The organism is Kitasatospora sp. NPDC005748 (assembly GCF_040630735.1).
Classification (GTDB): domain Bacteria; phylum Actinomycetota; class Actinomycetes; order Streptomycetales; family Streptomycetaceae; genus Kitasatospora.
On the sequence record NZ_JBEXYD010000004.1, the window covers coordinates 50,275 to 76,726 of the forward strand.

At 73.6% G+C, this 26,452-nt stretch carries 19 protein-coding genes and 1 tRNA gene; 8 read left to right on the forward strand and 12 right to left on the reverse strand.

What is annotated here, in order from left to right:
* Nucleotides 1–147: 147 nt before the first annotated feature.
* Nucleotides 148–642, reverse strand: a complete 495-nt coding sequence (locus ABZ495_RS04855) for an ATP-binding protein (RefSeq protein ID WP_359834460.1) — start codon at nt 640–642, stop codon at nt 148–150.
* Between the two features lie 170 nt (nt 643–812).
* Here ABZ495_RS04855 and ABZ495_RS04860 point away from each other — a divergent pair, with 170 nt between their 5' ends.
* The 4 genes from ABZ495_RS04860 (at nt 813) to ABZ495_RS04875 (ending at nt 3,489) form a co-directional block, all read left to right on the forward strand.
* Nucleotides 813–1,763, forward strand: coding sequence for a helix-turn-helix transcriptional regulator (locus ABZ495_RS04860; RefSeq protein ID WP_359809025.1), 951 nt, complete (start codon nt 813–815; stop codon nt 1,761–1,763).
* The gene (locus ABZ495_RS04865; RefSeq protein WP_329492275.1) at nt 1,720–1,857 is read left to right on the forward strand and encodes a DUF397 domain-containing protein; all 138 of its coding nucleotides are present in this window, start codon (nt 1,720–1,722) and stop codon (nt 1,855–1,857) included. Before ABZ495_RS04860 ends, ABZ495_RS04865 begins: the two co-directional genes overlap by 44 nt.
* 148 nt (nt 1,858–2,005) lie before the next feature.
* The gene (locus ABZ495_RS04870; RefSeq protein ID WP_359834461.1) at nt 2,006–3,334 is read left to right on the forward strand and encodes a hypothetical protein; all 1,329 of its coding nucleotides are present in this window, start codon (nt 2,006–2,008) and stop codon (nt 3,332–3,334) included.
* A 71-nt stretch (nt 3,335–3,405) separates the two neighbouring features.
* A tRNA-Leu gene (locus ABZ495_RS04875) sits at nt 3,406–3,489 on the forward strand.
* 78 nt (nt 3,490–3,567) lie between these two features.
* Here ABZ495_RS04875 and ABZ495_RS04880 read toward each other — a convergent pair.
* Nucleotides 3,568–4,491, reverse strand: a complete 924-nt coding sequence (locus ABZ495_RS04880; protein WP_359834463.1) for an RNA polymerase sigma-70 factor — start codon at nt 4,489–4,491, stop codon at nt 3,568–3,570.
* 70 nt (nt 4,492–4,561) lie between these two features.
* Complete coding sequence (locus tag ABZ495_RS04885; RefSeq protein WP_359809020.1) at nt 4,562–5,035, reverse strand: carboxymuconolactone decarboxylase family protein; 474 nt, start codon at nt 5,033–5,035, stop codon at nt 4,562–4,564.
* A gap of 249 nt (nt 5,036–5,284) precedes the next feature.
* Between ABZ495_RS04885 and ABZ495_RS04890 the strand changes: the two genes are divergently transcribed.
* Nucleotides 5,285–9,259: a hypothetical protein gene (locus ABZ495_RS04890; RefSeq protein WP_359834465.1), complete on the forward strand. Its 3,975-nt coding sequence runs from the start codon at nt 5,285–5,287 to the stop codon at nt 9,257–9,259.
* A 149-nt stretch (nt 9,260–9,408) separates the two neighbouring features.
* Here the strand turns inward: ABZ495_RS04890 and ABZ495_RS04895 are convergent, their stop codons facing one another.
* Entirely contained in the window at nt 9,409–11,877 is a 2,469-nt protein-coding gene (locus ABZ495_RS04895; protein ID WP_359809018.1) for a SpoIIE family protein phosphatase, read from the reverse strand.
* A 704-nt stretch (nt 11,878–12,581) separates the two neighbouring features.
* On the opposite strand from ABZ495_RS04895, the gene ABZ495_RS04900 reads away from it, so the two are divergent.
* From ABZ495_RS04900 to ABZ495_RS04910, 3 genes are all read left to right on the forward strand, one after another.
* Nucleotides 12,582–13,667, forward strand: coding sequence for an alpha/beta hydrolase (locus tag ABZ495_RS04900; protein WP_359809016.1), 1,086 nt, complete (start codon nt 12,582–12,584; stop codon nt 13,665–13,667).
* Between the two features lie 245 nt (nt 13,668–13,912).
* Nucleotides 13,913–14,830: a diiron oxygenase gene (locus ABZ495_RS04905; RefSeq protein WP_359809014.1), complete on the forward strand. Its 918-nt coding sequence runs from the start codon at nt 13,913–13,915 to the stop codon at nt 14,828–14,830.
* A 188-nt stretch (nt 14,831–15,018) separates the two neighbouring features.
* A complete protein-coding gene (locus ABZ495_RS04910; protein ID WP_359834466.1) occupies nt 15,019–16,680 on the forward strand; it encodes an FAD-dependent oxidoreductase in 1,662 nt (553 codons plus the stop codon).
* 219 nt (nt 16,681–16,899) lie between these two features.
* Here the strand turns inward: ABZ495_RS04910 and ABZ495_RS04915 are convergent, their stop codons facing one another.
* From ABZ495_RS04915 to ABZ495_RS04950, 8 genes are all read right to left on the reverse strand, one after another.
* Nucleotides 16,900–17,652, reverse strand: coding sequence for an SDR family oxidoreductase (locus tag ABZ495_RS04915; protein WP_359834468.1), 753 nt, complete (start codon nt 17,650–17,652; stop codon nt 16,900–16,902).
* 88 nt (nt 17,653–17,740) lie between these two features.
* Nucleotides 17,741–18,709: a GNAT family N-acetyltransferase gene (locus ABZ495_RS04920; protein WP_359834470.1), complete on the reverse strand. Its 969-nt coding sequence runs from the start codon at nt 18,707–18,709 to the stop codon at nt 17,741–17,743.
* A gap of 453 nt (nt 18,710–19,162) precedes the next feature.
* Nucleotides 19,163–20,182, reverse strand: coding sequence for a BadF/BadG/BcrA/BcrD ATPase family protein (locus ABZ495_RS04925; RefSeq protein WP_329489965.1), 1,020 nt, complete (start codon nt 20,180–20,182; stop codon nt 19,163–19,165).
* Nucleotides 20,183–20,317: 135 nt separating this feature from the next.
* Nucleotides 20,318–21,598, reverse strand: a complete 1,281-nt coding sequence (locus ABZ495_RS04930; protein WP_359834602.1) for a 6-phospho-beta-glucosidase — start codon at nt 21,596–21,598, stop codon at nt 20,318–20,320.
* 8 nt (nt 21,599–21,606) lie between these two features.
* A complete protein-coding gene (locus tag ABZ495_RS04935) occupies nt 21,607–22,521 on the reverse strand; it encodes a carbohydrate ABC transporter permease (RefSeq protein WP_329489966.1) in 915 nt (304 codons plus the stop codon).
* Nucleotides 22,522–22,541: 20 nt separating this feature from the next.
* A complete protein-coding gene (locus ABZ495_RS04940; RefSeq protein WP_359809008.1) occupies nt 22,542–23,540 on the reverse strand; it encodes a sugar ABC transporter permease in 999 nt (332 codons plus the stop codon).
* 21 nt (nt 23,541–23,561) lie between these two features.
* Nucleotides 23,562–24,872, reverse strand: a complete 1,311-nt coding sequence (locus tag ABZ495_RS04945; RefSeq protein ID WP_359809007.1) for an extracellular solute-binding protein — start codon at nt 24,870–24,872, stop codon at nt 23,562–23,564.
* Nucleotides 24,873–25,071: 199 nt separating this feature from the next.
* A complete protein-coding gene (locus ABZ495_RS04950) occupies nt 25,072–26,262 on the reverse strand; it encodes an ROK family transcriptional regulator (protein WP_329489969.1) in 1,191 nt (396 codons plus the stop codon).
* Between the last annotated feature and the right edge of the window lie 190 nt (nt 26,263–26,452).

A 26,452-nucleotide genomic window follows, 5' to 3' on the forward strand; every position in this document is an offset into this window, starting at 1 on the left:
GGGGTGGCAGCCCTCAGCGCCGCCACCCCGCCCGGGACTTGCGCCGCATGGGGCATCGGTACGCATGGGCCGATGGGTTGAGCCAAACCCCACGTTGGGGGGAAACCGTTGCGGGGCGCACGGTGAGTGCGCCGGGCGGCGCTGCCGTCAGAAGGCGACGACGCCGGGAGAACGACCGAAGGCGGGACCGGTGTACTCGGGCCCGGGGGCGACCAGGGCCCAGACGAACTTGCCCACCCCGCCCGCACGCGGGCGGCAACCCCACCGGTCCGCGAGCTCGTTGACGAGAAAGAGGCCCCGCCCGTGCTCGTCGTCGGTGGCGGAGAGCCGGGCGGTCGGGCGGCCGGTGCCCGCGTCGTGCACCTCGATCCGGAGCCGGTCGGTGATCAGCGCGAACCGGACCTCGATCATGCGGTCCGGCGGCGCGTCACTGTGCTGGACGGCGTTGGCGAAGAGTTCGCCGAGCAGCAACTCGCCGACGTCCGAATAGCGTTCGCCCTGCGGCATCCCGGCCAGATAGGCCCGCAGCATCAGCCGGGCCAGGGGAGTGCAGGCAGCCCGGGAGTCCAGCCGCGCCGCGAATTCACGCGGCCGACGGTGCTGGGGGCCGAACAGCCGGCGGTCTACGCAGTTCTTGGACATGGCGTGGCTACCTCCTGGGGCGATGGGGGAGTGGAAGCGGCTCGCGGGACGGCGCGTGGTCACGCGGTGCAAGCAGAAGATTGCGTTCCGGCATCAATCATCGAGGGGACGGAGGTACGGTGGCGACCAATTCGGCGTGACGGGGGGTCCCGCCACGAGAGGGGGCGGGGATGTCACATCGGAAGGGCCGCTCGGGGCCGACTGCCAGTTCGGCCGAACTGTTCGGCGAGGAGCTGCGGTTCGCACGAGAGGCGGCCGGGCTCACGCAGGAGGAGCTGGGCAAGCTCCTGCACTGCGACCGGACGGTGGTCACCAAGTCGGAGGGCGGCAAGCGCAAGTTCCCGGTCGAGCTGCTGGAGGAGGCGGACAAGGCGCTGCGGACGGGAGGCCTGCTCTCCCGGCTGTACGAGCGGGTCGACTGGAACGCGGAGGTCGAGCACCCTGACTGGTTCCAGAGGTTCGTGGAACTGGAGGCCGCGGCAGTGGCCGAGAGAGTCTTCCAGTACGCCCGGATCAATGGGTTGCTCCAGTGCGAGGAATACGCCCGTGCCCTGTTCAGTCTGGGAGAGGCCCGTGGCAACGCAGAGCTGCTTGCCGAGCGTGTGTTGGCTCGGCTGAGTAGGCAGGACCGCTTCCTCGCGTCCGACGGTCCGTTGCTGCTGGTGGTCCTTCATGAGAGCGCCATTCGCAATGTCACTGGAGGGCCAGGTGTCATGCGGGCCCAGATGGAGCACCTTCTCGCGATGAGTGATCGACCCAACGTCGGCATCCAGGTGGCGCCCTTCCAGAATGCGGGGATCAGGCTTCCATCTGTCTCAATGTTCCTTCTGGAGATGGCAGATGGGGTCGAGTGGCTCTACTCGGAGAGCCTCGTCCGAGGGCACTTCAGCGAGGAGCCGGCGCTCGTTTCGGAGCATCGGCGCGACTATGATCTCGTGCGCGGGGAAGTACTCTCGGCCAGCGACTCCCGCGCGCTGATCGCCGAAGCGATGGAGGAGTACCGAGATGACGAAGTCCGAGTTCGCCGCGGCTTCTTGGCTGAAGAGCAGCTACAGCGCCGATCACGGCGGCGAGTGCATCGAAGTAGCCCCCGGATTCCCCGGCCTCGTGCCGGTGCGTGACTCGAAGGACCCCGACGGGCCCGCCCTCCTCTTCCCCGCCTCCGCCTGGGACTCCTTCCTCGCCGCCGTCCGGGCCGGCGACTTCCCCGTCTGACCGGTCGGCCAACTCCGGTCATCCGCCAACTACGGCCGAACAATCTCGATCACTCTGCGTGTTCCGCTGGTGCGGTGCGTGATCAAACCATTACGGTCACCGACTGTGCGCACGTGATCCCCCGTTCGACTGGACCGAGGCGGTAGTCATGACACAGGAACCCCGGATCGACGTAGCCCTGACCCTCAAGGGGGGCCAGGCGGAACCCAGCCAGGCAGAGGTGGCGGAGCTCGCCGCCTCGCTGACGACCGACGTGTGGTTCGCCTCCGCGCTGGAGCGCTCGGCCCCTGGCGGACGCCAGGCCGACGTGGTCTGGGAGCTGATCGGCGCCGAGTACAAGGGACAGGCCGCGAAGGGCGAGGCGGCCGTCTACTACGCCAACCCGAAGGTCGGCCTGCGCAAGCCCTTCCTCTTCGCGGACGGCTTCAGCTACGGCCCGAGCAAGCTCCCCGAGCTGTTCGCGTACTTCAACCAGCCCTACGGCGACAAGCAGGGGCTCTTCGACCAGCTGCTCGCCCGGGGCTTCGACATCGTCCTGCTCGGCTTCGAGGAGCGGCACACCCACATCCAGGCCAACGCCGAGGTCGCGATCGCGGCGATCCAGAGGGTGATCGGCGAGCGGGTGGGCGACGAGCGGCTGACCGTCGGCGGGGTGAGCATGGGCGGGATCGTCACCCGCTTCGCGCTCGCCAAGCTGGAGACGCAGAAGATGGACCACCAGACGGAGACGTACCTCTCCTACGACTCGCCCCACAACGGCGCGTGGATTCCGCTCGTGCTCCAGCAGATGGCCTACTTCTTCGAGGACTACACCCCGGCGGGCCCGGACGGCGCCAAGCAGGCCGACCTGATCCGCAGCCCCGCCGCCCAGCAGCTGCTCTGGGCCTGGGTGGAGAACTCCAAGTACTCCGGGCCGGTCGCCACCTCCAGCCCGCTGCGCGAGGAGTTCCTCGCGGACCTCAAGCGCTTCGACGAGTTCCCGTCGATCCCGCGCAAGCTGGGCGTCTCCAACGGCCGCCGCGACGGCGTCGGCCGCCCGCTGCCGGCGGGCGAGGTTGCCTTCGACTGGCAGGCCCTGATCGCCAGCGCCACGGCCCGCTTCCAGCCGGAGCGGGGCGAGGAGCAGCCGATCGGCGGCATGCACCTCGGCCTGGCGATGCGCCGCAGCACCACCACCGAGGTCCCGGCACTGGACGGGGCGCCCGGCGGCACCCTGGACTCCTTCGGCAAGGTCGCGGACGCGCTGAAGGCGAAGATCTCCGAGGACTTCCGCAGCGGCGCCTTCGTCCCGTCCGTCAGCGCGGCGGCGCTGGACTTCGACCCGGTGCGGTGGAACGTCGACGTGAACCTCTCCATCACCGACGCGGACCTCGACCGGGGCCACCTGGACGAGGTCGCCTTCGACGACGACAACACCGTGCACAGCAACGGGTCCCCCGTGCTGCTGGACTGGATCGTGGAGCGCCTCGCCGGCTGATCCCGGCGGCCCCACTGACCTGGTTCGGAGCACCCGCGCGGATGGGCTACGATTTACCTCATCACCCAGATGCGCGGGTGGCGGAATAGGCAGACGCGCTGGATTCAGGTTCCAGTGCCCGAAAGGGCGTGGGGGTTCAACTCCCCCCTCGCGCACACTTGGTCGTCAGACCAGCGGAAGGCCGGTCGGCCCGACACCACGTCGGGCCGACCGGCCTTCTCGTTGTCCCGGGGTCACCGCCTCGGGCGGCCGGCCTTCCGGACCTCGTCGTGGACGGCCCAGGCGTCGGCGACCGGGCCGAGGTGGCCGAGCTTGTCGGGGTTGAGGACCAGGCGGATGGCCTGGACCCGGCCGTCGAGCACGTCGAGCGACAGCGCCTGCAACACCCTGCCGTTCCGGTCGCGGAGGATCCCGCCCGGCTGGCGGTTGACCTCGTGCGGCTCGCAGGTCACGTCGACCAGCGCCAGCCGGGGGAAGAAGGCGGCCAGCAGCCGGGCCACGTTCCCGGCGCCGACGATGGCCCTGGCCAGCTGCGGGGTCTTGCCGCCGCCGTCGCCGACCATCGTCACGTCGGCGGCCAGCAGCTCCTGCAGACCGGCCACATCACCCTCGCGCAGGGCCTCGAAGAACCGCGCCGACAGCTCCTCCTGCTCCGTGCGGACCGCCTCGAAGCGCGGCCGTCCGGCCTCCATGTGCCGGCGGGCCCGCACCACCAGCTGTCGGCAGGCGGCCTCGGACCGGCCGACCGTCGCCGCCACCTCGTCGTACCCGAAGCCGAACACCTCCCGCAGCACGAACGCCGCCCGCTCCAGCGGACTGAGCCGCTCCAGCAGCAGCAGCGCCGCCATCGACACCGAGTCGGCCAGCTCCGCCGACCGCGCCGGGTCCTGGTAGGGGTCGTCCAGCAGCGGCTCGGGGAACCACGCGCCCACGTACGCCTCCCGCCGCACCCGGGCCGAGCGCAGGACGTCGATCGAGATCCGCGTCACCGTCGCCGACAGGAAGGCCCTGACCGACGTGGGCCGGGTCGCCGAGCCGTCGTAGCGCAGCCACGTCTCCTGCACCGCGTCCTCGGCCTCGCTCACGCTGCCCAGGATGCGGTAGGCGATCGAGAACAGCAGCGACCGCAGCTCCTCGAACTCCTCGACCTTGCTCACGCCGGATCCCCTCTCCTGATCGTCCGAACCATCCGCGGGCGGGAGCCCCTCGCCCCGGCCCGTCGCGTACTCAGTGGAACTGACCGACCTCGTAGTCGCCGGCGGGCTGCCGGGTGATGACGTTGAGCCGGTTCACCATGTTCATGAGCGAGACCAGCATCGTCAGGGCGGCCAACTGCTCCTCGTCGAAGTGCGCGGCGGCCCGCGCCCACACCTCGTCGTCGACCCCGCCGGCCGCGTCCGCGACCCGCGTCCCCTGCTCCGCCAGCTCCAGCGCGGCCCGTTCGGCCTCGGTGAAGACCGTCGCCTCCCGCCACGCCGCCACCAGGTTGAGCCGCGCCGCGGTCTCGCCGGCGGCCGCGGCCTCCTTGCCGTGCATGTCGATGCAGACCGCGCAGCCGTTGATCTGGCTCACCCGCAGCGCCACCAGCTCCTGCGTCGCCGCCGGCAGCGGTCCGTCCTTGAGCGTCCTGCCCAGCGCCATCAGGTGCCTGAAGGCCTTCCCGGCGGCCGGGGTGGCGAACAGGCTCAGTCGCGCGTCCATGGGGGTGCTCCTCCGTTGTCGTCCGTCCCTGCACCCCTTGAGACGGACTGGGCGGCCGGGTTGTGACACGCACGGATGTGACCCGCGTCTCGGCGTCGCCGGTGCGTCCCGCGGGGCGCGAAATTGGCGATCAAGGCGGGGCCGTCGTCGCTAGACTCCGCCTGCCCAGGAGCTGCTGTGACGGTCACGGCAGTCGGGCGTTCCAGACCTTGGGGGGTACGTATGAGCATGCTGCCGTCAGGCAGACGCGTGCGACAGAGACGGAGGGGAGCGGGCATCGCCGCTCCGGGGACCCTGCTGCTCGCCGTGCTGGCCGCACTGGTGGGCCAGATCGCCCCCGCGGCGGCGGCCACACCGCCGGCCGCCTCGGCCTCCGCCGCGCCGTCGGCCGCTTCGCCGGCCACGCCCGCCGCGCCGTCCGCGAGCCCGGGCACGGCGCCCGCCGCCGGCCCGAAGGCCGCGCCCACGATGGACCCGACGACCGAGCAGGCGGCCGCGGCCCGCGAGCTCGCGGAGGCCGGGCCGACCGGCGCCTGCCCGGAGACGCTGACCGCGGGGACGGTGGTCACCTGCACCCTCGGGGGCTACCAGAGCGCCACCCTCTCGTTCACCCTGACGCAGGCCCAGGACCTCGTGTTCGTCCAGGCCGTCGGGTCGAGCGGCGGAGCGGGGATCTACCAGTCCCTGGCCGCCCCGGACGGCACCGCGGTGACCTGCGAGAGCCCGTCGGGCGGGCCCACGTGGGGGAGTTCGCTGCTGCGCTGCGCCACCGGCCAGGCCGGGACGTACAAGCTCACGGCCCGCGACGGCAGCGGTCAGCAGAACGGCCTCGCGGTCTCGTACCTGCCGCTGCTGTCGCCCGGTTCCTGCAAGGCGGCGAGCGGCACCGACCTCGCGCTCGGCGCTCCGACCGCGTTCCACGGTGAGCTGCCGGTCGGCTCCTCGGGGCACTGCTTCGCGCCGGCCGAGCTGGCCGCCGGGGACGTGCTGCGGCTCCACTCGTCGGTCTACCAGACCGCGGAGGACGTCTACGACGCCACCGGCAAGCGGGTCTGCACCACCTACGGCACGAGCGAGTCCACCGAGCTCGACTGCACGCTCGCCGGTCCGGCCCCGTACCGGGTGACGACGCAGCAGGTCTGGGGCTCGGCCCAGACGTACGACCTCACCCTGGCGCGGCTCACCCGCCCGGAGGGCTGCCCGGTGGTGGACGCCCAGGCGTTCGGCGTCGCCCCGGACCTGAGCCCGGTCGCGCGCTGCCGTGTGCTGCGGTTCACCGAGCAGGCCCCGTACTCGTTCGCCGCGCTCCGGGCCGACGGGTCCGAGCTGTACGGCGGACTGTTCGCCGCCGACGGCACCCAGCAGTTCGGCGGCTGCGCGACGCACGCCGGCTGTCAGCTCCCTCCCGGGACGTACACCTGGGTGGTCGAGGGGCGCAGCCCGAGCGTCGGCGCGTTCGGGATGTCCTTCCGCTCGGACGCGGAGACCCGGGGCTGCACCCCGGCCAAGGACGACGGCCTGGTCTCCGGCCCGGCCACCGGCACCTTCGGCGCCCAGGGCGCACAGGCCTGCCGCACCCTGCCGACGGCCTCCGGGAACGGTCTCTACCTGCTCGACCGGCCACCGACGGGCGGGAGCAGGACGAGTGTCACGGTCTACGACGCGGCCGGTGCGGTCCAGTGCGACCACGTCGTCTGCAAACTGACCGGTACGGCGCCGTTCCGCGCCGTCCTGAGCGGCACGGCGAACCAGGCGTACCAGCTGGTGATCCACCGGACCGGTGAGACGGCCGGCTGCGCCGCCTGGTCGCGGAGCGGGTACGACGGCTCCTGGGGCGCGGAGGTCACGCTGACCAACGAGCTGCCGCAGGCGTGCCTGGCCCTGCCCGCCGATCAGCACTCCACCGCCGAGATGGCCGACTACACCAACACGCAGAACCAGCTGAACGCCGCGCTGGAGATGGTCGACCCGCAGGGCAACGTGGCCTGCTCGACGGCTTCGAGCTCGGTCATCACCTGCCCGCTCACGGCCGGCGTGTCCTACACGGCGCTGCTGACCAACCTGCGGTGGGGCGACAGTTACAAGCTGGTCCGCCGGGACATCTCACCCAGCGCGGACTGCCTCGCACCCGTCTCGACCACGGCCGGTGGCCGCTCCGTCCCGATGGACCTGCACTCCGCGCTGGACGCCCGGTGCGTCCGGGTCGCCGCCGCCGACACGGACAAGTTCTGGCTGGGCGCGCGGCCGACCGGTGGCTCGGTGCAGGCGCAGGTCCTCGACGCGGACGGCAGGAACGTCTGCGTCCAGGGCGGTGTCTCCTGCAAGGTCACGGGCTCCACCTCCTACACCGTGCTGGTGCTCGCGGCCGGCTACCAGGGCAAGGACATCCACGTCAACGTGGACACCTGGAAGGTCGGTACGGCGGACGGCTGGGCCGCGGAGTGCACCGCCCACCCGCTCCCGGCGGACGGTTTCCCGGTGCGGAGCGGGGTGCTCACCGAGTCGTCGTCCGGCTACTGCGCGGTGATCGACATGAAGCCGTCGCAGTCCTTCAGCGTCTTCGGCACCAGTAGCGCCGTCGGCGGGGACCAGCCGTACATCTCCCTCGTGGGACCGGCGATGTGGGACGGCTACGACCTCAGCTACCAGTGCAGCGGCAGCTACGGCCAGTTCGGCACCCGCTGCCAGACCACCCAGAGCGCCGCCGCGGGGCAGGCCGTCCTGGTGGTCAGCGCGGCGAAGGCGGCGACGCCGGTCGAGTACAGCATGCAGGGAGCCTGCGGCGTCTTCGACTGCAGCAGGCCCCGGGTGGAGGTCCTCGGCTCGATCAGTCCCGCGACCGGCGCGGCCGGGACGCAGACCCAGGCCGTGCTGCGCGGCAGCAACCTCACCCTGGGATCCAAGGTGAAGCTGAGCCGCAACGGCTCCTGGAGCAGCACCCAGCCGTTCGTCAAGCCCATCTCGGTCAGCCCGGACAGCACGTCGCTCACCGTCCTGGTCGACACCAACGGCCTGGAGCCGGGGAGTTACGACCTGCTGCTGGACGCGGGCGGCACGGGCAGCGGCCTCACCAAGGCGTTCACCGTGACGCCCGCGGTGGCGGCGGCGAAGGGCCGGTTCGTCCCGGTCACACCGGCGCGCATCCTGAACACCGTCTCGGGCGTCGGCGCTCCCGCCGGCCGGCTCGGCCAGGGCGGCGTGGTGTCGCTCCAGGTGACCGGCGTGGGCGGCGTCCCCACCACCGGCGTCACGGCGGTCGTGATGAACGTGACGGCGGTCAACCCCTCGCAGAACAGCGCCGTCTCGGTGTACCCGAGCGGCCAGGCGGTGCCCGACCTGCCGACGGTGAGCTTCGCGGCCGGGCAGAACGTGCCCAACCTGGTGACCGTGCCGCCGGCCAACGGGAAGGTGGACATCCGCAACGCGTGGGGCTCCGTCGACCTCGGCGTCGACATCGCCGGGTACTACACCGACAGCGGGGCCGGCGCCCTGCTGAGCCCGGTCACCCCGGCGCGCATCCTGAACACCGTCTCGGGCGTCGGCGCTCCCGCCGGCCGGGTCGGCGGGGGCGGCGTGGTGCCGCTCCAGGTGACCGGCGTGGGCGGGGTCCCGGCGACCGGCGTCACGGCGGTCGTGATGAGCGTGACGGCCGTCAACCCCTCACAGGTCGGCTATGTGACGGTCTACCCGAACGGTCAGGCGGCGCCCGACGCGTCCAACCTGAACTTCACCGCCGGGCAGAACGTGTCGAACCTGGTGACCGTGCCGGTGGTGAACGGGAAGGTGGACATCCGCAACGCCTGGGGCTCCGTCGACCTCGGCGTCGACGTCGTCGGCTACTACGGCGGCACGGGCGCGAGCTACTCGGCGGCCCGGCTGGTGCGGTTGCTGGACACCCGGGACGGCGAGGGCGCCCGCGCCGGTGCGCTGGGCGGGGCGGAGGACATGGTCAGCCTGAAGGTGGCCGGTGTCGAGGGCGTGCCTGCGACCGGCGTCACCTCGGTGCTGTTGAACGTCACGACGGTCTGGCCCACCGAGACCAGCTTCCTGACGGTCTATCCGCACGGGATCGACCGGCCGGACGCCTCGAACGTCAACTACCGGCCGGGCACGGTGGTGTCGGCCCTGGTGATGGTCCCGGTGGTGGACGGCCGGGTGTCGTTCGCCAACCAGTGGGGCTCGACCGACGTGGTCGCCGATCTGATCGGCTACTTCTCGGCCTGATCCCCGGGCTGGTTCCAGGTCTGATCCCCCGGCCCGCTTCCGGGCGGCCGTACGAGGGCCGGTCGGCCCGACACTTCGTCGGGTCGACCGGCCCTTCGCCGTCCCGGCCCTTCGCCGTCCCGGGCGGGCCCGGGCCCGGGCCGGGGTGGCTACGGCAGCTCCTGCTCGGCCCAGATGGTCTTGCCGTTGCGGGTGTAGCGGCTGCCCCAGCGGCTGGTGAGCTGGGCGACCAGGTACAGGCCCCGGCCGCCCTCGTCGGTGAGCCGGGCCCGGCGCATCCGCGGCTGGGTGGCGCTGGGGTCGGAGACCTCGCAGGTCAGCCGCTCCGCCAGGATCAGCCGCACCTCGACCGGGCCGCCGGCGTAGCGGATGGCGTTGGTGACCAGCTCGCTCAGCACCAGCTCGGTGGTGAAGACCAGCTCCTCCAGGCCCCAGTCGCGCAGCCGCGCCGTCGCACTCCCGCGGACCCGGGCGACGGCCGCCGGGTCGGCCTCCACCGACCAGGTGGCGGTGGCGTCGGTCGGCACCGCCCGGGTGCGGGCGAGCAGCAGGGTGACGTCGTCGGCCAGCCGGTGCGCCGGCTGACCGTCGACGATGGCGCGGCCGAGCTCCCGCAGCGGCGCGGCGGCGGCGCCGGGGCGGGACATCCGGCTGCGCAGTTCGGCCAGCCCCTCGTCGAGGTCGCCCCCGTACCCCACGATCAGCCCGTCGGTGTAGAGCGCCAGTACGCTGCCCGGCGCCAGCTCGACCTCCGCCACCTCGAACGGCAGACCGCTGACGCCCAGCGGCGGGCCCGGGCGCACCGGCACGTACTCGACGGTGCCGTCCGGCGCCGCGACGGCGGGCGGCGGGTGTCCGGCGGAGGCCATCGCGCACCGCCGCGAGACCGGGTCGTAGACGGCGTAGACGCAGGTGGCGCCGAACGGGCCGGTTCGCTGACCGGCGGGCCACTCGCCGTCCTCCTCCGGCCTCTCGCCCTCGATCAGCAACTGGCAGACCAGGTCGTCGAGATGGACCAGCAGCTCGTCGGGTTCCAGGTCGAGGTCGGCGAGGGTCCGGACGGCGGTGCGCAGCCGGCCCATGGTGGCGCTGGCCTCCAGTCCGTGACCGACCACGTCCCCGGCGACCAGCGCGACCCGGGCCGAGGAGAGCGGGATCACGTCGAACCAGTCGCCGCCGACGCCGCTGGCGGTGTCCGTGGGCAGGTAGACGCTGGCGGTGGTCACGGCGGCGGTCTCGAAGTGCGCGGGCGGCAGCAGGCTGCGCTGGAGGCTGACGGCGGCGCGGTGCTCGCGGGTGTAGCGGCGGGCGTTGTCCAGCGCGAGGGCGGTGCGGGCGGCGATCTCACGCAGCAGGTCCAGATCGGCCGGTTCGTAGGCGAGGCGGCCGGCGGCGCGGTGGACGGTCACCCGGCCGAGGAGGCTGCCCCGGGCGCGCAGCGGCGCGGTCATCGTGCCGGCCGTGCTCGGGGAGGCGTCCGCGGTGGTCAGGGTAGGAGGGCCGGCGGGGGCGATCGGTGAGCCCTCGGTGTCGAACTCCACCGCCGTCGTCTCCGCCACCCGGTCCAGCCCCGCGTCCTCCAGCAGGTCCGCGTCCCCGGTGACGGCGGTCCGGCGGAGCAGCAGCCGGCCGTCCCGGCCCGGCGCCGGCTCCTCGCCGGTGAACACCGCCTCGGCGATCTCGACCACAGCCAGGTCGGCCAGCCCGGGCGCCAAAACGGCGGCGAGGTCCCCGGCGGTGCCGGTGACCGAGAGCGATCCGCCGACCGCCGCCGTCGCGCGGTGCAGCACGGCGAGCCGCTCGCCGGAGCGGTGGAGCGCGGTGACGTCGGTGAACAGCGCCGTCACCCCGATCACCTGACCGTCGGCGGCCTGCAGCCGGAAGGCCGAGATCGCCATCGCCGCGCCGCCGCCCGGCTCCTCGATCGTCCGCACCAGCTCCCCGGAGATCACCAGCGGCCGGCCCGTCCGCAGCACCTCGTGCAGTTGCGTCTCGACCGCCTCGGCGCCCGCGGGCTCCAGGAAGTCCCCGAGGCGCCGTCCGGTCAGGTCCGGCGGGAGGCCGGAGTAGGGGAGCAGGTGGGTGTTGGTCCTGACCAGTCGCAGCTGGGTGTCGAACACGGCGAGGCCCACCCGGTCCTGGAGGAACAGCTCCCGGGTGAACGCCTGGTCCTGCCGCCACTGGGTGACGAGTTCGGCGGGGGCGGCGAGCACGAAGTACCGGGCCGCGCCCGAGGGCTTCCGGCCGTCGCTGTCCTCCAGCGGGAGCACCTGGAAGACGATCCCCAGCTCCTCGCCCCGGCCGGAGCGCACCAGCGCGGTGCCGGACCAGGTGTCGGAGGACTGCTCCGGGGACTGCGTCGCCGCCGGCTCGGCGGAGGCCGCCCGCTCCGCTGCCGCCCGCTCCGCTGCCGCCGCGCGTTCGGCCCGGCGTTCGGCCAGTAGGGCGGTCCAGGTGGCCGGGTCGGCCAGCAGCTCACGGACCGGGCGGCCGCAGACCTCGGAGGCGGGCAGGGACAGCAGCTGCTCGGCCTCCCGGGTCCAGCGGACGATCCTGCCGTCCGCGTCCAGCAGGGCACCGGCCGCGCTGTCGACGAAGGGGGGTCGTCGGCTGTCCATGGTGCGCACCTCGGATGTGTCGTGCGGTCTCGGCCGTCTGGGGTTCGTCCGTCCGTCCGATGGTCACCCTCCCTCCGGCCGTCGGGCCGCATGCCGCCGCAGGCCGCCATCCGGGTGATGTGCTGCCCCGCCGTCGCCGGGCCGCCGGGTCACCGCCCGCCGGGCAGGGGCGGCGGCAGAGCCGGCGTCCGCCGGGGGGACCGGGTGCCGGGCGCGGCCCACCGGTGACCGGGGGCCGAGGGGGAGGAGGTCCACCGTGCTCATCCGGTCGCTCCTCTCCTCCGGCCGCGAGCGCGCCGCTCCGTACTCCCCGCTGCCTGGCCCGGGGCTTCTCCATCATCCCTCCGGCGCGCTTCGCCGCCAGTCACGGCGGGCTACCGGCGGCGGCCGGGCCGGGGCCTGTGCGGGGCCCGGGCCGGGGTGTCCCGTCAGGCGTTGCCGGGGTGTCCCACGGGCTCGGGGTGCGGTCGGTGCGCCGGGCCGGGGCCCGTCCCGGCCCGCGCCCGTCCGGTCGAGGACCGCCGGGCGCCCGGCATCCGCCGCGCGGACATCGCGCGAGGCCCGGGCCGTCACCGACCGGACACACGAAGGGGCCCGCTGGGCCGAACCGGCGAGTAACACTACGCTGAGCCGCCTCGATCCCGAGCCGTCCTGCCGGTCCACCGCGAGCGGCCGGCCCGGGCCCCGACCACGCAGGAGGCACCATGACGATCCCGACCCGGGCACCGGCACCGGCCCCGATCCCGGTCCAGGTCCGTGCCCAGGCCGCCGCCGTCCGCGCGGCCTACGCGCTGCCGCGGCCGCTGCGCCGGCTGATCGCCGGCGCGCCCGTCCGACGGGACGGCCAGCGGCTGGCCCTCGACGCCCAACTGCTGCTGAGCCTCCAGCGGATCTCCGGGAACCACCTGGTCAGGCCCGCCGGAGTGGCCGCGTCACGGGTCGGGCTGGACCACGGCCGCCACCTGGTGAGCGGCCCGGTGATCGAGCCGGTGGCCACCCGCGAGATCCGGATCCCGGTCGAGCACGGCGAACTGCCGGCCACCCTGTACACGCCGGACGGCCTGGCCGCCCCGTCCGGGCTGCTGGTCTTCTTCCACGGCGGCGGCTGGGTACTCGGCACCCGGACCAGCCACGACAACACCGCGCGCTTCCTCGCCCGGCACGCGGGTGTCCGGGTGCTCTCGGTCGAGTACCGGCTGGCCCCGGAGCACGTCTTCCCGGCTGCCGTGGACGACGCGCTGGCCGCCTTCGACCACGCCCACGCCGAGGCCGCCGACCTCGGCGTGGACCCGGACCGGATCGCGGTCGGCGGCGACAGCGCCGGCGGCAACCTGGCGGCCGTCACCGCCCAGCTGGCGGTCCGGCGCGGCGGGCCCGCGCCCGCGTTCCAGCTGCTCTTCTACCCGGCCGTCGACGCCTCCCGGCGCCGCCCGTCCCGGGAGCTGTTCGCCGACGGGTTCCTCCTCACCAGCGCGCACATGGACTGGTTCGCCGACCACTACGCACCCGAGGGCGTGGACCGCTCGGACCCCCGGCTCTCCCCGCTGCTCACCCCCGACCTGACCGGCCTGCCGCCCGCGTACATCGCCACCGCGGGCTTCGACCCGCTGCGCGACGAGGGGGAGGCGTACGCCGAGCGGCTGCGCGAGGCGGGCGTGGTGGTCGCGCTCAGCCGCCAGCCCGACCTGATCCACGGCTACATCAACTACCTGGGGATAGGCCGGCGGTTCCGCGAGGCCACGGCGGAGGCCGCCGGGGCACTCCGGCTGGCGCTCAGCCCGAACGCGTGAAACCCCCGGCAGCGTGACGGGCCGCGATGCCCGAGGGACCGCAACGCCCGAGGGACCGCAACGCCTGACGGCCCGCAACGCCCGAGTGGATGCGACACCTGACGGGCCGCCATGCTGACGCGCCGCCCGGGTTCCGCCGGAGGCCGGTGCGCGAGGGCTTCTCGCGCCCGGCCTCTTATTGTACTCTCCGTCTAATAAGCGGGGCGGGCGGGAACCCCGCGCAGGGCACGCACCTGGAGGCAGCCATGGCTCACCCCGGCACGGCAGCAGGGATCCACGCTCACACCTCGGCCGACGACGACGTCTCGAAGCGACTGCTCGACTCGGCCGCGACCCTCTCCTACGACCCGGCGACCGAGATCGACTGGGAGGCGCCGCTCCCCGAGGACGGCTACGGGCTCAACCCCGAGTGGAGCACGCTCTACGGCACCCGGCTGTGGGACGAGATGACCGAGCGGCAGCGGGTCACCCTCACCCGGCACGAGGTCTGCTCGATCATGACCACCGGCATCTGGTTCGAGATGATCCTGCAGCAGATGGTGCTGCGCGACCAGTACCTGAAGAACCCGGCCAGCGCCGAGTTCCGCTTCGCCCTCACCGAGATAGCCGACGAGTGCCGGCACTCGATCATGTTCGCGCGCGCCTGCGAGAAGATGGGCGTCCCGCAGTACCGGCCGGCTGCGGTGATCGCCCAGGCCGGCCGCCTCTTCAAGGCCACCGCCAAGGGTGAACTCGCCTACGGCGGGATCCTGGTGGCCGAAGAGGTGCTCGACGTCATGCAGCGCGACTGGATGCGCGGCGAGAACGTCCTGGACATCGTCCGCGGGACGTCCCGGATCCATGTCGTCGAGGAATCGCGGCACATGAAGTTCGCCCGCCAGGAGATCCGCGAGCGGCTGCGCGGCGCCGGCCGCGCCCGTCGGCGGGCCGCCGGGACCGGCATCGCGGTGGCGGCCTACGTCATCGTCAGCAGCATGGTCCACCGGGGCGTGTACCGGGCCGCCGGGCTGGACACCGAGCGGGCGCTGGCCGAGGTGCGGGCCAACCAGCACCGCAAGGCGATGATGCGCACCAGCTCCAGCCACCTGATGGCCTTCCTCGGCGAGGCCGGGCTGCTCAACAGCTCCGCGGCCGCGGTCTACCGCCGCGTCGACATGCTCTGACCCGAGCCGACCCGAGCCGGCGCTCGCCGACGCGACCGCGACGCCGCCCCGTCCCGACCCCGTCCCGACCCCGATCCGTCCCGCCCCGAGAGCCGGCCGACGCCCGCGCCGACCGGCTCGACGCCTGCGCCCGACCCGACCCGGCGTGACCCGACCGCCCCCCCACGCAGCGAGGACCCCACCCGGCCATGGCCTACGCGATCACCCAGACCTGCTGCAACGACGCCTCGTGCGTGTTCGTCTGCCCGGTCAACTGCATCCACCCCACCCCGGACGAGCCGGAGTTCGGCCGTACCGACATGCTCTTCATCGACCCGGTCGCCTGCATCGACTGCGGCGCCTGCGCGGACGCCTGCCCGGTCGACGCCGTCTACCCCGTCGACCGGCTCGCCGGCCCCGACACCGTCTTCGGGGAGCTCAACCGCGACTACTACCGGGACCACCCGGCCGACCACAGCTGGGGAGCGCCGACCTTCCCCCGGAGCCTGCCGGACGACCTCGGGCCGCTGCGGATAGCGATCGTCGGCACCGGCCCGTCCGCGAGCTACACCGCCCAGTCGCTGCTGCGCACCACCGGCGCGGAGATCACCATGATCGACCGGCTGCCGGTCGCCGGCGGCCTGCTGCGGCACGGCGTCGCCCCCGACCACCAGTCGACCAAGCGGATCGCCGAGAGCTTCGCGAGCGTGTTCCACCACCCCCGGCTGCGGGTCCACCTCAACGTCGAGATCGGCAAGGACCTCAGCCACGCCGAACTGGCCGCCCACCACCACGCGGTCGTGTACGCGGTCGGCGCCGCCACCGACCGCCGGCTCGGCCTGCCCGGCGAGGACCTCCCCGGCAGCCTGCCCGCCACCACCTTCGTCGGCTGGTACAACGCCGACCCGACCGTCCCGGCCGAGGCCGTCGACCTCTCCGCCGAGCGGGCGGTCGTCGTCGGCAACGGCAACGTCGCCGTGGACGTCGCCCGGATCCTGCTGCTCGACCCGGACCGGCTCGCCGCGACCGACATCGCCGACCACGCCCTCGCCGCCCTGCGGAACAGCCGGGTGCGGGAGGTGGTGCTGCTCGCCCGCCGGGGGCCCGAGCAGGCGGCCTGGACGCGGTCCGAGTTCCTCGCGCTCCAGCACCTGCCCGGCGTCGAACTCGTCGTCGAGGACCACCCCGAGGTCCGCGCCGCGATCGCCGCCGCGCCGGAGGGCTCCAAGGCCGCGCTGCTCGCCGGGCTGCCGCTGGAGCACGTCGACGGCGGCGAGCTGCCGCGCCCCGGCCGCCGGATCGTGCTGCGCTTCTTCGCCGCGCCCACCGAACTCCTGGGCACGGGCCGCGTCGAGGGCGTCCGGCTCGGCGGGACGGCGCTCGTGGCCGGCCCCGACGGTCCGCGTGCCGAACCCACCGGCGAGCACGGCACCCTCCGGGCCGGGCTGGTGGTGCGGTCCATCGGCTACCGGGGCGTCCCCGTGCCCGGTCTGCCCTTCGACGCCGCCGCCGCGGCCGTGCCGCACCGGGGCGGCCGCGTGATCGACCCGGAGACCGGCCGGCCGCTGCCCGGCACCTACGTCGTGGGCTGGGCCAAGCGCGGCCCGTCCGGCGGGATCGGGGCCAACCGGGCCTGCGCGCAGGAGACCGTGGAGGCCCTGCTGGACGATGCCGCGGCCGGTGCGCTGCCCGATTCGTCCGGCACCCGACGGGAGTTGGCCCGGCTGGTCCGCAGCCGGCGGCCGGACGCCGTCGGGCTGAAGCAGCTGCGGGCCATCGACCGCGCCGAGCGCGCCCTCGGTGAGGCCGCCGGCCGTCCCCGGGTCAAGTTCGCCACCCTCCCCGCCCTCCTGGCGGCCGGCCGCCGCTGACCCCCGGGCCCGCCCCCGCGCCCGCCCGGGCCCCGGCCGGTCGTCGCCCGGTCCCGGGCGAGGGCGCCCGGCCGCGCGCGGGTCCGCTGTCCCGGCCGCAGCCGGCGCGGGTTGGCGTAGCAAGCCGGTGGTGAGGCGCCCGGCCCGGGAGCCGCCGGCCCGCCGACGGGTCCGCACCGGGCGGGACCGGCCTGCCCGGTGCGCGTCCGCTGATCGGCCTCAAAGGCCCAGGACGGCGCCGCCGTTGACCCCGATGACCTGGCCGGTGACGTAGCCGGCCTCCGGGGAGGCCAGGTAGGCGACGGCTGCCGCCACGTCCTCCGGGGTGCCGGCCCGGCCGACCAGGGTGGCGGCGATCTTGTCGGCGTGGAACTCCGGCGTCCAGCCGCTGCCGAAGATCTCGGTGGACTCGACGTAGCCGGGGGCGAGCATGTTGACGGTGATGCCCTCCGGGCCGAACTGCCGGGCGAGGCCGAAGCCCCAGCCGTGCAGGGCGGCCTTGGCGGCGGCGTAGGAACCGGCCGAGTGCGGGCCGGCCCCGCCGCGCTGGGCGGCGGCGGAGCTGATCAGGATCACCCGGCCGCCCGGTCGGCGCAGCCGGTCGGCGAGCGCGCCGGTGAGCAGGACGGCGGACAGGAGGTTGGTGTCCAGGTCCCGCCGCCAGGCCTCGGCCAGGGCTTCGAGGGAGGCGTCGGCGGGCGGGGTGATCACCGCGCCCGCGTTGTTGACCAGCACGTCCACCGGGCCGAGTGCCGCGATCGCCTCGGCCGCCGCCGCGACCTCGGCGGCCACCGTGAGGTCGGCCGCGACCGGCACCACGTCGCCCCCGATCTCCGCGGCGGCCTTCGCCAGCACCTCGGCCCGTCGTCCGACGATCGCCACCCGGTAGCCGCGTCCGGCGAGTTCGGCGGCGACGGCCCGGCCGATCCCCGTCCCGCCGCCCGACACCACCGCGGTCCGTCGCTGCTCCATCGTGTGCGCCCCCTGCTCCTGCGTCGATCGACGACCCCGGCCCGGAGCCTACCGAACGGTAACTTCCCGGCGGGTCCGAACGGCCGGCTCACGCGCCCGATCGGGCCGGCCCGCCGGCCCCGCCCGGGTGGAGCGGCTTGCCGTACACCGTCGAGCCGAGCCGGACGGTCATCCCCACCCGCTGGTAGAGCGCGAGCGCGCCGGTCTCCGAGTGCGTCCACAGCGTGCAGGCCCGCCGGCCGCGCCGGTGGAACGCGGCGAACGCCTCCCGCAACAGCGCCCGGGCGACGCCCCGGCCGCGGTGGTCCCGCCGGACCGCGACCCGCTCGATGTAGCCCTCGCCGGTGTCCGGCAGGTCCAGCGACAGCACCGCGCCGACCATCTCCCCGCCCGCGAACGCGACCGGGGAGAGCGCGGGCGCGAAGGTGTCCCGCTCGACGGTGTGCCGCGCCCACTCCTCGTAGGGCTTGCGCCGCACCTGCCACTCGTCGAACGCGTCCTCGGTGAGCCGGTACGCGGCCCGCTCGTCGCCGGCGCGGAACGGCCGGACGGTGATCCCGTCCGGTGGTACGGGCGCCGCCGGCCCGGCGGGCAGCGCGATCTCCAGCAGCCACTGCGTGACGAACGGCCCGTACCCGCGCGAACGCAGCAGCGCGTCGGCGGCGCGGTCGCCGTCCCGGACGGTCTGCGAGAGCCGCTCGCTGCCCAGCTCCCGGGCCCGCGCCTCGACCCAGTCGAGCAGCGCGCCGCCCAACCCCTGGCCCCGGTGCGCCGGGTGGACGTCCACCTTGCTCCGCCGGCCGCCGTGCACCCAGGCCCGGGCGACCACGGTGCCCGCCGCGTCCAGCACCAGCAGCGTGTCGCGGGCCGGGTCCAGACCGGGCAGGGCCAGGTCGGCGGCCACGCCGTCGACCGCGTGCTCGGCCCCGCCGCCGGCGCCGCCGGGCAGCTCGCGTTCGCGGGCGGCGACCAGCCGGTGGATCGCCGGTGCGTCGGCCGGGGTGGCGGCCCGGCTCCGGTAGTGGGCCGGGAGGGACGGCAGCGGAAGTCGGGGCATGCCGCGACTCTGCGCCATCGGCGGCCGCCCTGTCGACCGGATCGGGCGAGCCGACCCGGCCGGACGGGGCCCGGGGCCGCCTCCGGCACGATCGGGTGCGGAGGCGGCCCACTGGCCCGAGGCCGGTCGTCACCCTACGGACGGGGCATCGACCGCGTCGTTCGACCGGCCACGATCCCCGGCGGCGTGCGCCGCCGTCGATGCCCATCCCACACCATGAAGTGCGGTTGAGGTCAAGGCCGCACGGCGCGAGAAGTCGGCCGGTCCGACTTCTCGCGCGGCCGCGGTCACGGTGGCAGAACGGCCGCGGCGACAACACGGCTGCGCGGCCGCGGTCGCCGGGGGAAGGCCCGGCACCCGCGCCGCCACCGCCCCCGGCGCCCGCCGCACGGGGACCGCCCCCGACGGGTGTGCGGACCTGTCGGGGGCGGAGTCTCGGGGGCCTGCGGTGGGTCAGGCGGCGACCGGGTGGGCCGGGTCGTACGCCTCGCGCACCCGGGCCTGGGCCGCCGGCCCGGCCGCGAGGTGGTCGAGGCCGAGCAGCGCGGCGCCGAGCACCGGCGGCGCCACGACGACCCGCGGCTCGGCCAGCGGCGCCGCCGCGGCCAGGCGCGCCGTCAGGTTGTCGAGCAGCAGCGGCTGCCGGGAGGAGAGCACCCCGCCGCCGAGCACCAGCGGGGTGGGCTCGTCCAGCAGGTCCAGGCGGCGCAGCGCGACGACGGCGAGCCGGGTGATCTCGTCGGCCTGCCGGTCGATCAGCTCCAGGGCGACCGGGTCGCCGGTCTCCGCCACCGCGAACAGCACCCGGACGATCTCGTGCAGCCGCCCGAAGGGCAGGTGCCCGAGGTGGATCGCCTCGGCGACGGCGCCGGTGTCCGGCAGGCCGAAGTGCTCGGCGATGGCGCGGGCGAGCCCGGTCGGGCCGCCGCGGCCGTCCTCGGCGCGGACGGCGTGCCACATGCTGCTGACGGCGAGGCCGCTGCCGCCGCCCCAGTCGCCGGTCAGCTCGCCGAGGGCGGGGAACCGGGCGGTGCGGCCGTCGGGCAGCAGGCCGACGCAGTTGATGCCGGCCCCGCAGACGACGGCCACGCCGCGCGGGCCGTCGGTGCCGGCCCGCAGCAGGCCGAAGGTGTCGTTGACGACGGTGTTGCTGAGGCCCCAGGGGTGCGATTCCAGGGCGGTGCGCAGGGCGGCCTCCTCCACCGGGAGGTCGGCGTTGGCGAGGCAGGCGCTGACGTGGGTGGTCAGCACACCGCTGCGGAAGGTCAGCCCGGCAGCGGTGGCCGCCTCCTCGACCAGCGGCGCGAGGCCGGCGACGGCCGCCGCGCCACCGATCTTCTGCGGTGCGAAGCCGCCGCCCCGGGCGGCGCCGAGCACGGTGCCGTCGGCGCCGATCAGGGCGACGTCGGTCTTGGAGTTGCCCGCGTCGATGGCGAGAACGCCGGGCAGTAGTGGTTCGGGCTGGTGGGTCATGAGGTCCCCGCGGCTCGTACGTGGCCCGGCCGTTGTCCCCGGCCGGGGGTGGTCGGTCTCCTCGCGGCCCGGCGGGCCGTCGCCGCGGTCGGCGGCGACGGCGGCCGGGGGCGCGGGCCGGACGGAACGGGCACGTCAGGCCCAGGCGAGGTGCTCGCGGTTGTGGGCGAGCAGCCGGTCCGTCAGCTGGTCGGCGAGTTCGATCTGGCCGACCAGCGGGTGGGCGAGCAGGGCGTCGAAGACCCGGTCGCGGCCGCCGTGCAGGGCGGCGTCGAGGGCGAGCCGCTCGTACGAGGTCACCGCGGCGATGAGGCCGGCGTACAGCGGCTCGACGGGGCGCTGCGGCAGCGGGCGCACGCCGGCGGCGTCCACCTCGGCGGGCACCTCGATCACGGCGTCGTCGGGCAGGAACGGCAGCACGCCGTCGTTGCGGGCGTTCACCACCTGCACGGACGTCCTGCCGCCGGTGCCCAGCAGGGCGGCGATCAGCTGGACGGCGGCCTCGGAGTAGAACGCGCCGCCGCGCTGCCCGAGCAGCTCCGGCTTGGTGTCCAGGGCCGGGTCGGCGTACATCTCCAGCAGCTGCCGCTCGATCTCGGCGACCTCGGCGGCCCGGGAGCCCTTGACCTTCAGCTCCTCCACGACCAGGTCGTGCTGGTAGAAGTACCGCAGGTAGTAGGAGGGCACCACGCCGAGGCGCTCGACGACGCGCCGCGGCAGCCGGATGTCGTCCGCGATCTCCTTGCCGAAGCCGGTGAGCAGCTCCGGCAGTACCTCGCGCCCGGTGGTCGCGCCCGGGGCGTCGAGCAGGGTGACGCCGCGCTCCCAGGTGAGGTGGTTGAGGCCGACGTGGTCGAGGCGGATCAGCTCGGGGTCGACGCCGAGGTGCCCGGCGAACCGCCGCTGGAAGCCGATCGCGACGTTGCACAGGCCGACGGCCTTGTGCCCGGCGCGCTGCAGCGCCCGGGTCACGATGCCGACCGGGTTGGTGAAGTCGATGATCCACGCGTCGGGGTTGGTCCGGCGGACCTTCTCGGCGATGTCCAGCACCACCGGCACCGTGCGCAGGGCCTTGGCCAGGCCGCCCGCCCCGGTGGTCTCCTGGCCGACGCAGCCGCACTCCAGCGGCCAGGTCTCGTCCTGGTTGCGGGCCGCCTGCCCGCCGACCCGCAGCTGCAGCAGCACCGCGTCGGCGTCGGCGACGCCCGCCTCGACGTCGGTCGTCGTGGTGACCACGGCGCCGTGCCCCTGCTTGGCGAAGATCCGCCGGGCCAGCCCGCCGATCAGCTCCAGCCGGTCGGCGGCCGGGTCGATCAGGACGAGTTCGGCGATCGGCAGGGTGTCGCGCAGCCGGGCGAAACCGTCGATGAGTTCGGGGGTGTACGTCGAACCGCCACCCACGATGGCCAACTTCAGTGCGGACATCAGCCCTTGACCCCTGTCAGTGTCACGCCTTCGATGAAGGCCTTCTGTGCGAAGAAGAAGAGGACGATCACCGGCGCCATCACCAGCAGGGTGGCGGCCATGGTGAGGTTCCAGTTGGTGTGGTGGGCGCCCTTGAACGACTCCAGGCCGTAGGAGAGGGTCCAGGCGCCGGGCTTGTTGCTGGCGTAGATCTGCGGGCCGAAGTAGTCGTTCCAGCAGTAGAAGAACTGGAACAGGGCGACGGCGGCGATGGCCGGCTTGGCCATCGGCAGCACGACCTTGAGCAGGGTGCGCAGGTCGCCGCAGCCGTCGATCCGGGCCGCCTCGATGTACTCCTTGGGGATGGTCATCAGGAACTGCCGCAGCAGGAAGATGGAGAAGGCGTCCCCGAAGGCCATCGGGATGATCAGCGGCCAGAGCGAGCCGCTCAGCCCGAGCTCCTTCGCCCAGAACAGGTACATCGGGATGATGGTGACCTGCGGCGGCAGCATCATCATCGAGATGACGGCCATCAGCGCCAGATTGCGGCCTCGGAAGCGGAACTTGGCGAGCGCGTAGGCCACCGGCAGGCTGGAGACGATGGTCAGCGCGGTGCCGAGGCCGGCGTACAGCAGGGTGTTGCGCCACCAGGTGAGGAAGCCGGGCGTGTTCCAGACCTTGGCGTAGTTGCCCCACTCCCAGGAGGTCGGCCAGTAGTCCGTGGTGAGCGCCTGGTTGTCCGTCATGACGGAGGTGAGGAAGGCGAAGACGAACGGCAGCAGGAAGAACAGCGTGGCGGCGATGGCGAGCGAGTGCACGGCCACCCAGTTGAGCAGCGCGCGGCGGCGGGCGGCGCGGGCGGCGGCGGTGGGGGCGCCGCGCCGGGCGGGCCCCTTCGCGGGGGCCTGCGCCGTGAGGGTGGAGCTGAGAGTCATGATCGTGTCCTCACTGGGCCCTAGTCGTCGTTCGACATGAAGCCGGACTTGCGGCGGAGCAGGACCGAGGTGACCGCCATCGAGATGGCGAACAGCACCAGGGCGACGACGCACGCCGCGCCGTAGTTGAAGCGCTGGAAGCCGAGGTTGTAGACCATCTGCGGCAGGGTCCAGGTGGAGCCCTGCGGGTAGCCGGGTTCGAACTGCTGCCCGGAGTTGCCCGCGTTGCCGCCGGCCACCTTCCCGGCGACGATCGCCTGCGTGTAGTACTGCATGGTCTGGATGACGCCGGTGACCACCGCGAACATGATGATCGGCGAGATGTTCGGCAGGGTGACGAACCGGAACCGCTGGAGCGGGCCGGCGCCGTCCAGTTCGGCGGCCTCGTACTGCTCCTTCGGGACGTCCAGCAGGGACGCCATGAAGATGACCATCAGGTCGCCGATCCCCCACATGGCGAGCATGGTGAGCGAGGGCTTGGACCAGGACGGGTCGGAGAACCAGCCGGGCTGCGGCAGTCCGATCTCGCCGAGGAAGTGGTTGACCGGGCCGGTGCCGGGGTTGAGCAGGAAGGCGAAGGCGACGGTCGCGGCCACCGGCGGTGCCAGGTACGGCAGGTAGAACGCGGTGCGGAAGAAGCCGGCGCCGGTCTTGACCTTGGTGATCAGCAGGCCGATGCCGAGGCCGAAGGCCACCCGCAGGCCGACCATGATGAAGACCAGCCAGACGGTGTTGCGCAGGCCCTGCCAGAACGCCGGGAGGTCGTTGAAGACGTAGTCCCAGTTCTGCAGGCCGGTGAAGGCCGGCGAGCCGAAGCCGTTGTACTTGGTGAAGGAGAAGTAGACCGTCGAGATCAGCGGGTACAGGAAGAAGACGCCGAAGCCGATCAGCCAGGGGGAGAGGAAGGCGAGGGTGCGGGCCGCCTCCCGGCGGCGCTTCCGGCGCAGCAGGTGCTGCGTGGAGGGCGCCGCCGGGTCGGTCGATCCGGGGCCCTTGCGGGTGCCGAACGCGAGTGACATGGGAGCTCCGTGGGCCGCTGGCTACTTGGCCTGGGCGATGGCGGCGTCGATCTCCTTGGCGGTGGCCGTCAGGCCGGCCGGGAGGTCCTTCTGCTGACCGGACTCGTAGGCGTAGCCGAGGTTCTGCAGCGACACGATGTACGCGCCGCCGTTGACGCTCGCCGGCGTGGTGCCGGAGTGCTGGTTCTTGGCGATGTCCAGGAAGGTCTTGAAGTTCGCGTCGCTGATCAGCTTCGGCGAGTTGAGCGCGTCGAAGGTGCTCGGCACGTTGTGGATCGCGTTGGCGAAGCTGACCACCGCGTCGGTGTCGGTGGTCAGGAACTTGACCAGCTCCCAGGCGGCGGCCTGCTTCTTGCTGGTGCTGGCGATGCCGACGATGGTGCCGGTCTGGTAGCCGCGGCCGTAGGTGTCGACCTGGTCGTCCGGCACCGGGAACGGCGCGGTGGCCCACTCGAAGTCGGGCTTGTTCTCGGCCAGCGAGGCGGTCCGCCACTCACCGTCGATGGCCATCGCCACCTGGCCGGTGTGGAAGGGGTTCTTGGCGCTGAACTCCTCGCCGAAGGTGGCGCGGAACTTGTCCAGCTTGTCGTAGCCGCCGAGCTTGTCGACCAGGCCCTTCTGCCAGGTCAGCATCGAGGCGATCTTGGGGTCGGTGGCGAGGTTCGACTTGCCGGAGCCGTCGAAGTAGCTGGGGCCCCACTGGCCGAGGAAGTGCTCGGTGGTCGACTCGTAGCCGTGGTACAGCGGCATGAAGCCGAGCTGCTTGTAGCCGTCGCCCTCGGGGACGGTCAGCGCGGCCGCGGCGGCGGCGAACTCGCTGAAGGTCTTCGGCGCGGCGGTGATGCCGGCGGCGGCGAAGGCGGCCTTGTTGTAGTACAGGCCGAAGGCGTCGCCGAGCAGCGGCAGCGAACACTGGTTGCCCTGGTACTGCGTGTAGTTGAGCATCGCGGCCGGGAAGGTCTTGGCCGCGTCGATGTTGTCCTTGGCGAGGAAGGGCTTGAGGTCGGCGAAGGCCTTGGTCGAGCAGAACATGCCGACGTTGTTGGTGGTGAAGGAGGAGACCACGTCGGGGGCCGCGTCGCCGCCGGCCCGCAGCGCCTGGTTGACCTTGTCGTCGGCGATGTTGCCGGTCGTCTTGACGTGGATGTTCGGGTGGGCCTTCTCGAAGGCGGCGATGTTGTCGTTGATCGCCTTCACCTCGGAGTCCTGGCTCCAGCCGTGCCAGAAGCTGATGGTGACGTCCTTGCCGGAGGCGGAGTCGTCGCTGCCGCCGCCGTCGCTGGACCCGGTGCAGGCGGTGGCGAGCAGGGCCAGTACGGCGCTGCCGGTCACGGCGGCGATCGTCCGGCGGCTTCTGCGAGAGGTGGTGGAGTGCACTTCGAGATCCTCCTGGGGGCGCGCGGGCAGGCGTCATTGCCTCTGGTCCCGCGTAAGGGGGTTGGGGAGAGGTGTGCAGGGGCTTTGGTGCAGGGCTTCGGTGCGGTGGGAACCGGCGGTGGGCGGTGCGGCGGGGGCCGCGGTGGGGCGGCCTTCAGTGCGTGGAGAAGACCGCCTCGCGAGCGGCTGCCAGGGCGCGTTGCAGTGCGCCGAGCAGGACGGGTGAGCCGGGCAGGGCACTGCTGCGGACCTCCGGCCGGGCGATCGAGATCCGGGCCAGCTCCTCCTCGACGAGGGCGCGCAGCCGCTCGCCGCCCGCGTTCGGCACGCCGCCGGAGACCACCACGAGCTCGGGGTCCACGACGGCGACGATCGCGGCCAGTCCGACGGCGAGCCGGCCGGCCAGCGCGGCGAGGAACTCGTCGCCGGCCCCCGGGGTCGCCAGGGCCTTGGCGAGCGACTCCTCCGCGCTGGGCGCGCCGAGCCCGTACTCCCGGGCCAGGGCCCGGACGGCGGGTGCGCCGGCCAGCTCCTGGAACCCGCCGGAGTTGCGGCGGCGGACGTCCCGCACCACCGGCGAGCCGGGGACGGGCATGTAGCCGACCTCTCCGGCGCCCCCGGTGAAGCCGCGGTGCAGCCGGCCGGCGATCACGATCGCCGCGCCGATGCCCTCGCCGGCCCAGAGCAGGACGAAGTCCTCGAACCCGCGCGCCGCGCCGGAGGCCTGCTCGGCGACGGCGGCCAGGTTCACGTCGTTCTCGATCGACACCGGTGCGCCGATCGCCTCGGAGAGGTCCTGCACCAGTCGCGGGGAGTGCCAGCCGGGCAGGTGGGAGGCGTAGCGGAGCTTGCCGGTGACGGGGTCGGGCGCGCCGCCGACGCCGATCGCCACCGTGCGCAGGGCGCCCTCGGCGAGCCCGGCGGCCCGGACCGTCCCGGCGACGGCCGCGGCGACCCGGGTGACCGTCTCGGCGGCGGTCCAGCCCTTGGTCGGTACGACGTGCTCGGCCAGCGTGACGCCGGTGATGTCGGCGACCGCGATCCGGGCGTGGCTGTTGGTGACGTCCAGGCCGGCGACGTGACCGGCCGCCGGGTTCACTTGGTACAGCTGCGCGTTGGGGCCCGGCCCGCCGGCGGTGGTGCCCACCGGCAGGACGAGCCCGGCCGCCTCCAGGCGGGCCAGCAGCTGGGAGGCGGTGGGCTTGGAGAGGCCGGTCAGGGTGCCGATCTGGGTCCGCGAGAGCGGGCCGTTCTCCAGTAGCAGTTCGAGGGCCGCGCGGTCGTTGATGGCGCGCAGCAGGCTGGGGGTGCCGGCGAGGGGGGCCTTGGCGGATGGTCTGCTCACGACGCGGATCCTCCTCTCCTGACACGTCACGGTGATCACCGGGTGGGCTCGAAGCGAACTGTTAGGAAACTTTCCAGTCGCTTGGACAGGACCGTACGGTCCTCGTCAGGAGGGTGTCAATGGTCCCTCCGGCGGTGGATGCCGAAGCGTTACCGGGCAGCGCGAAGCCCCGCTCCCCGATGTCCGGGAG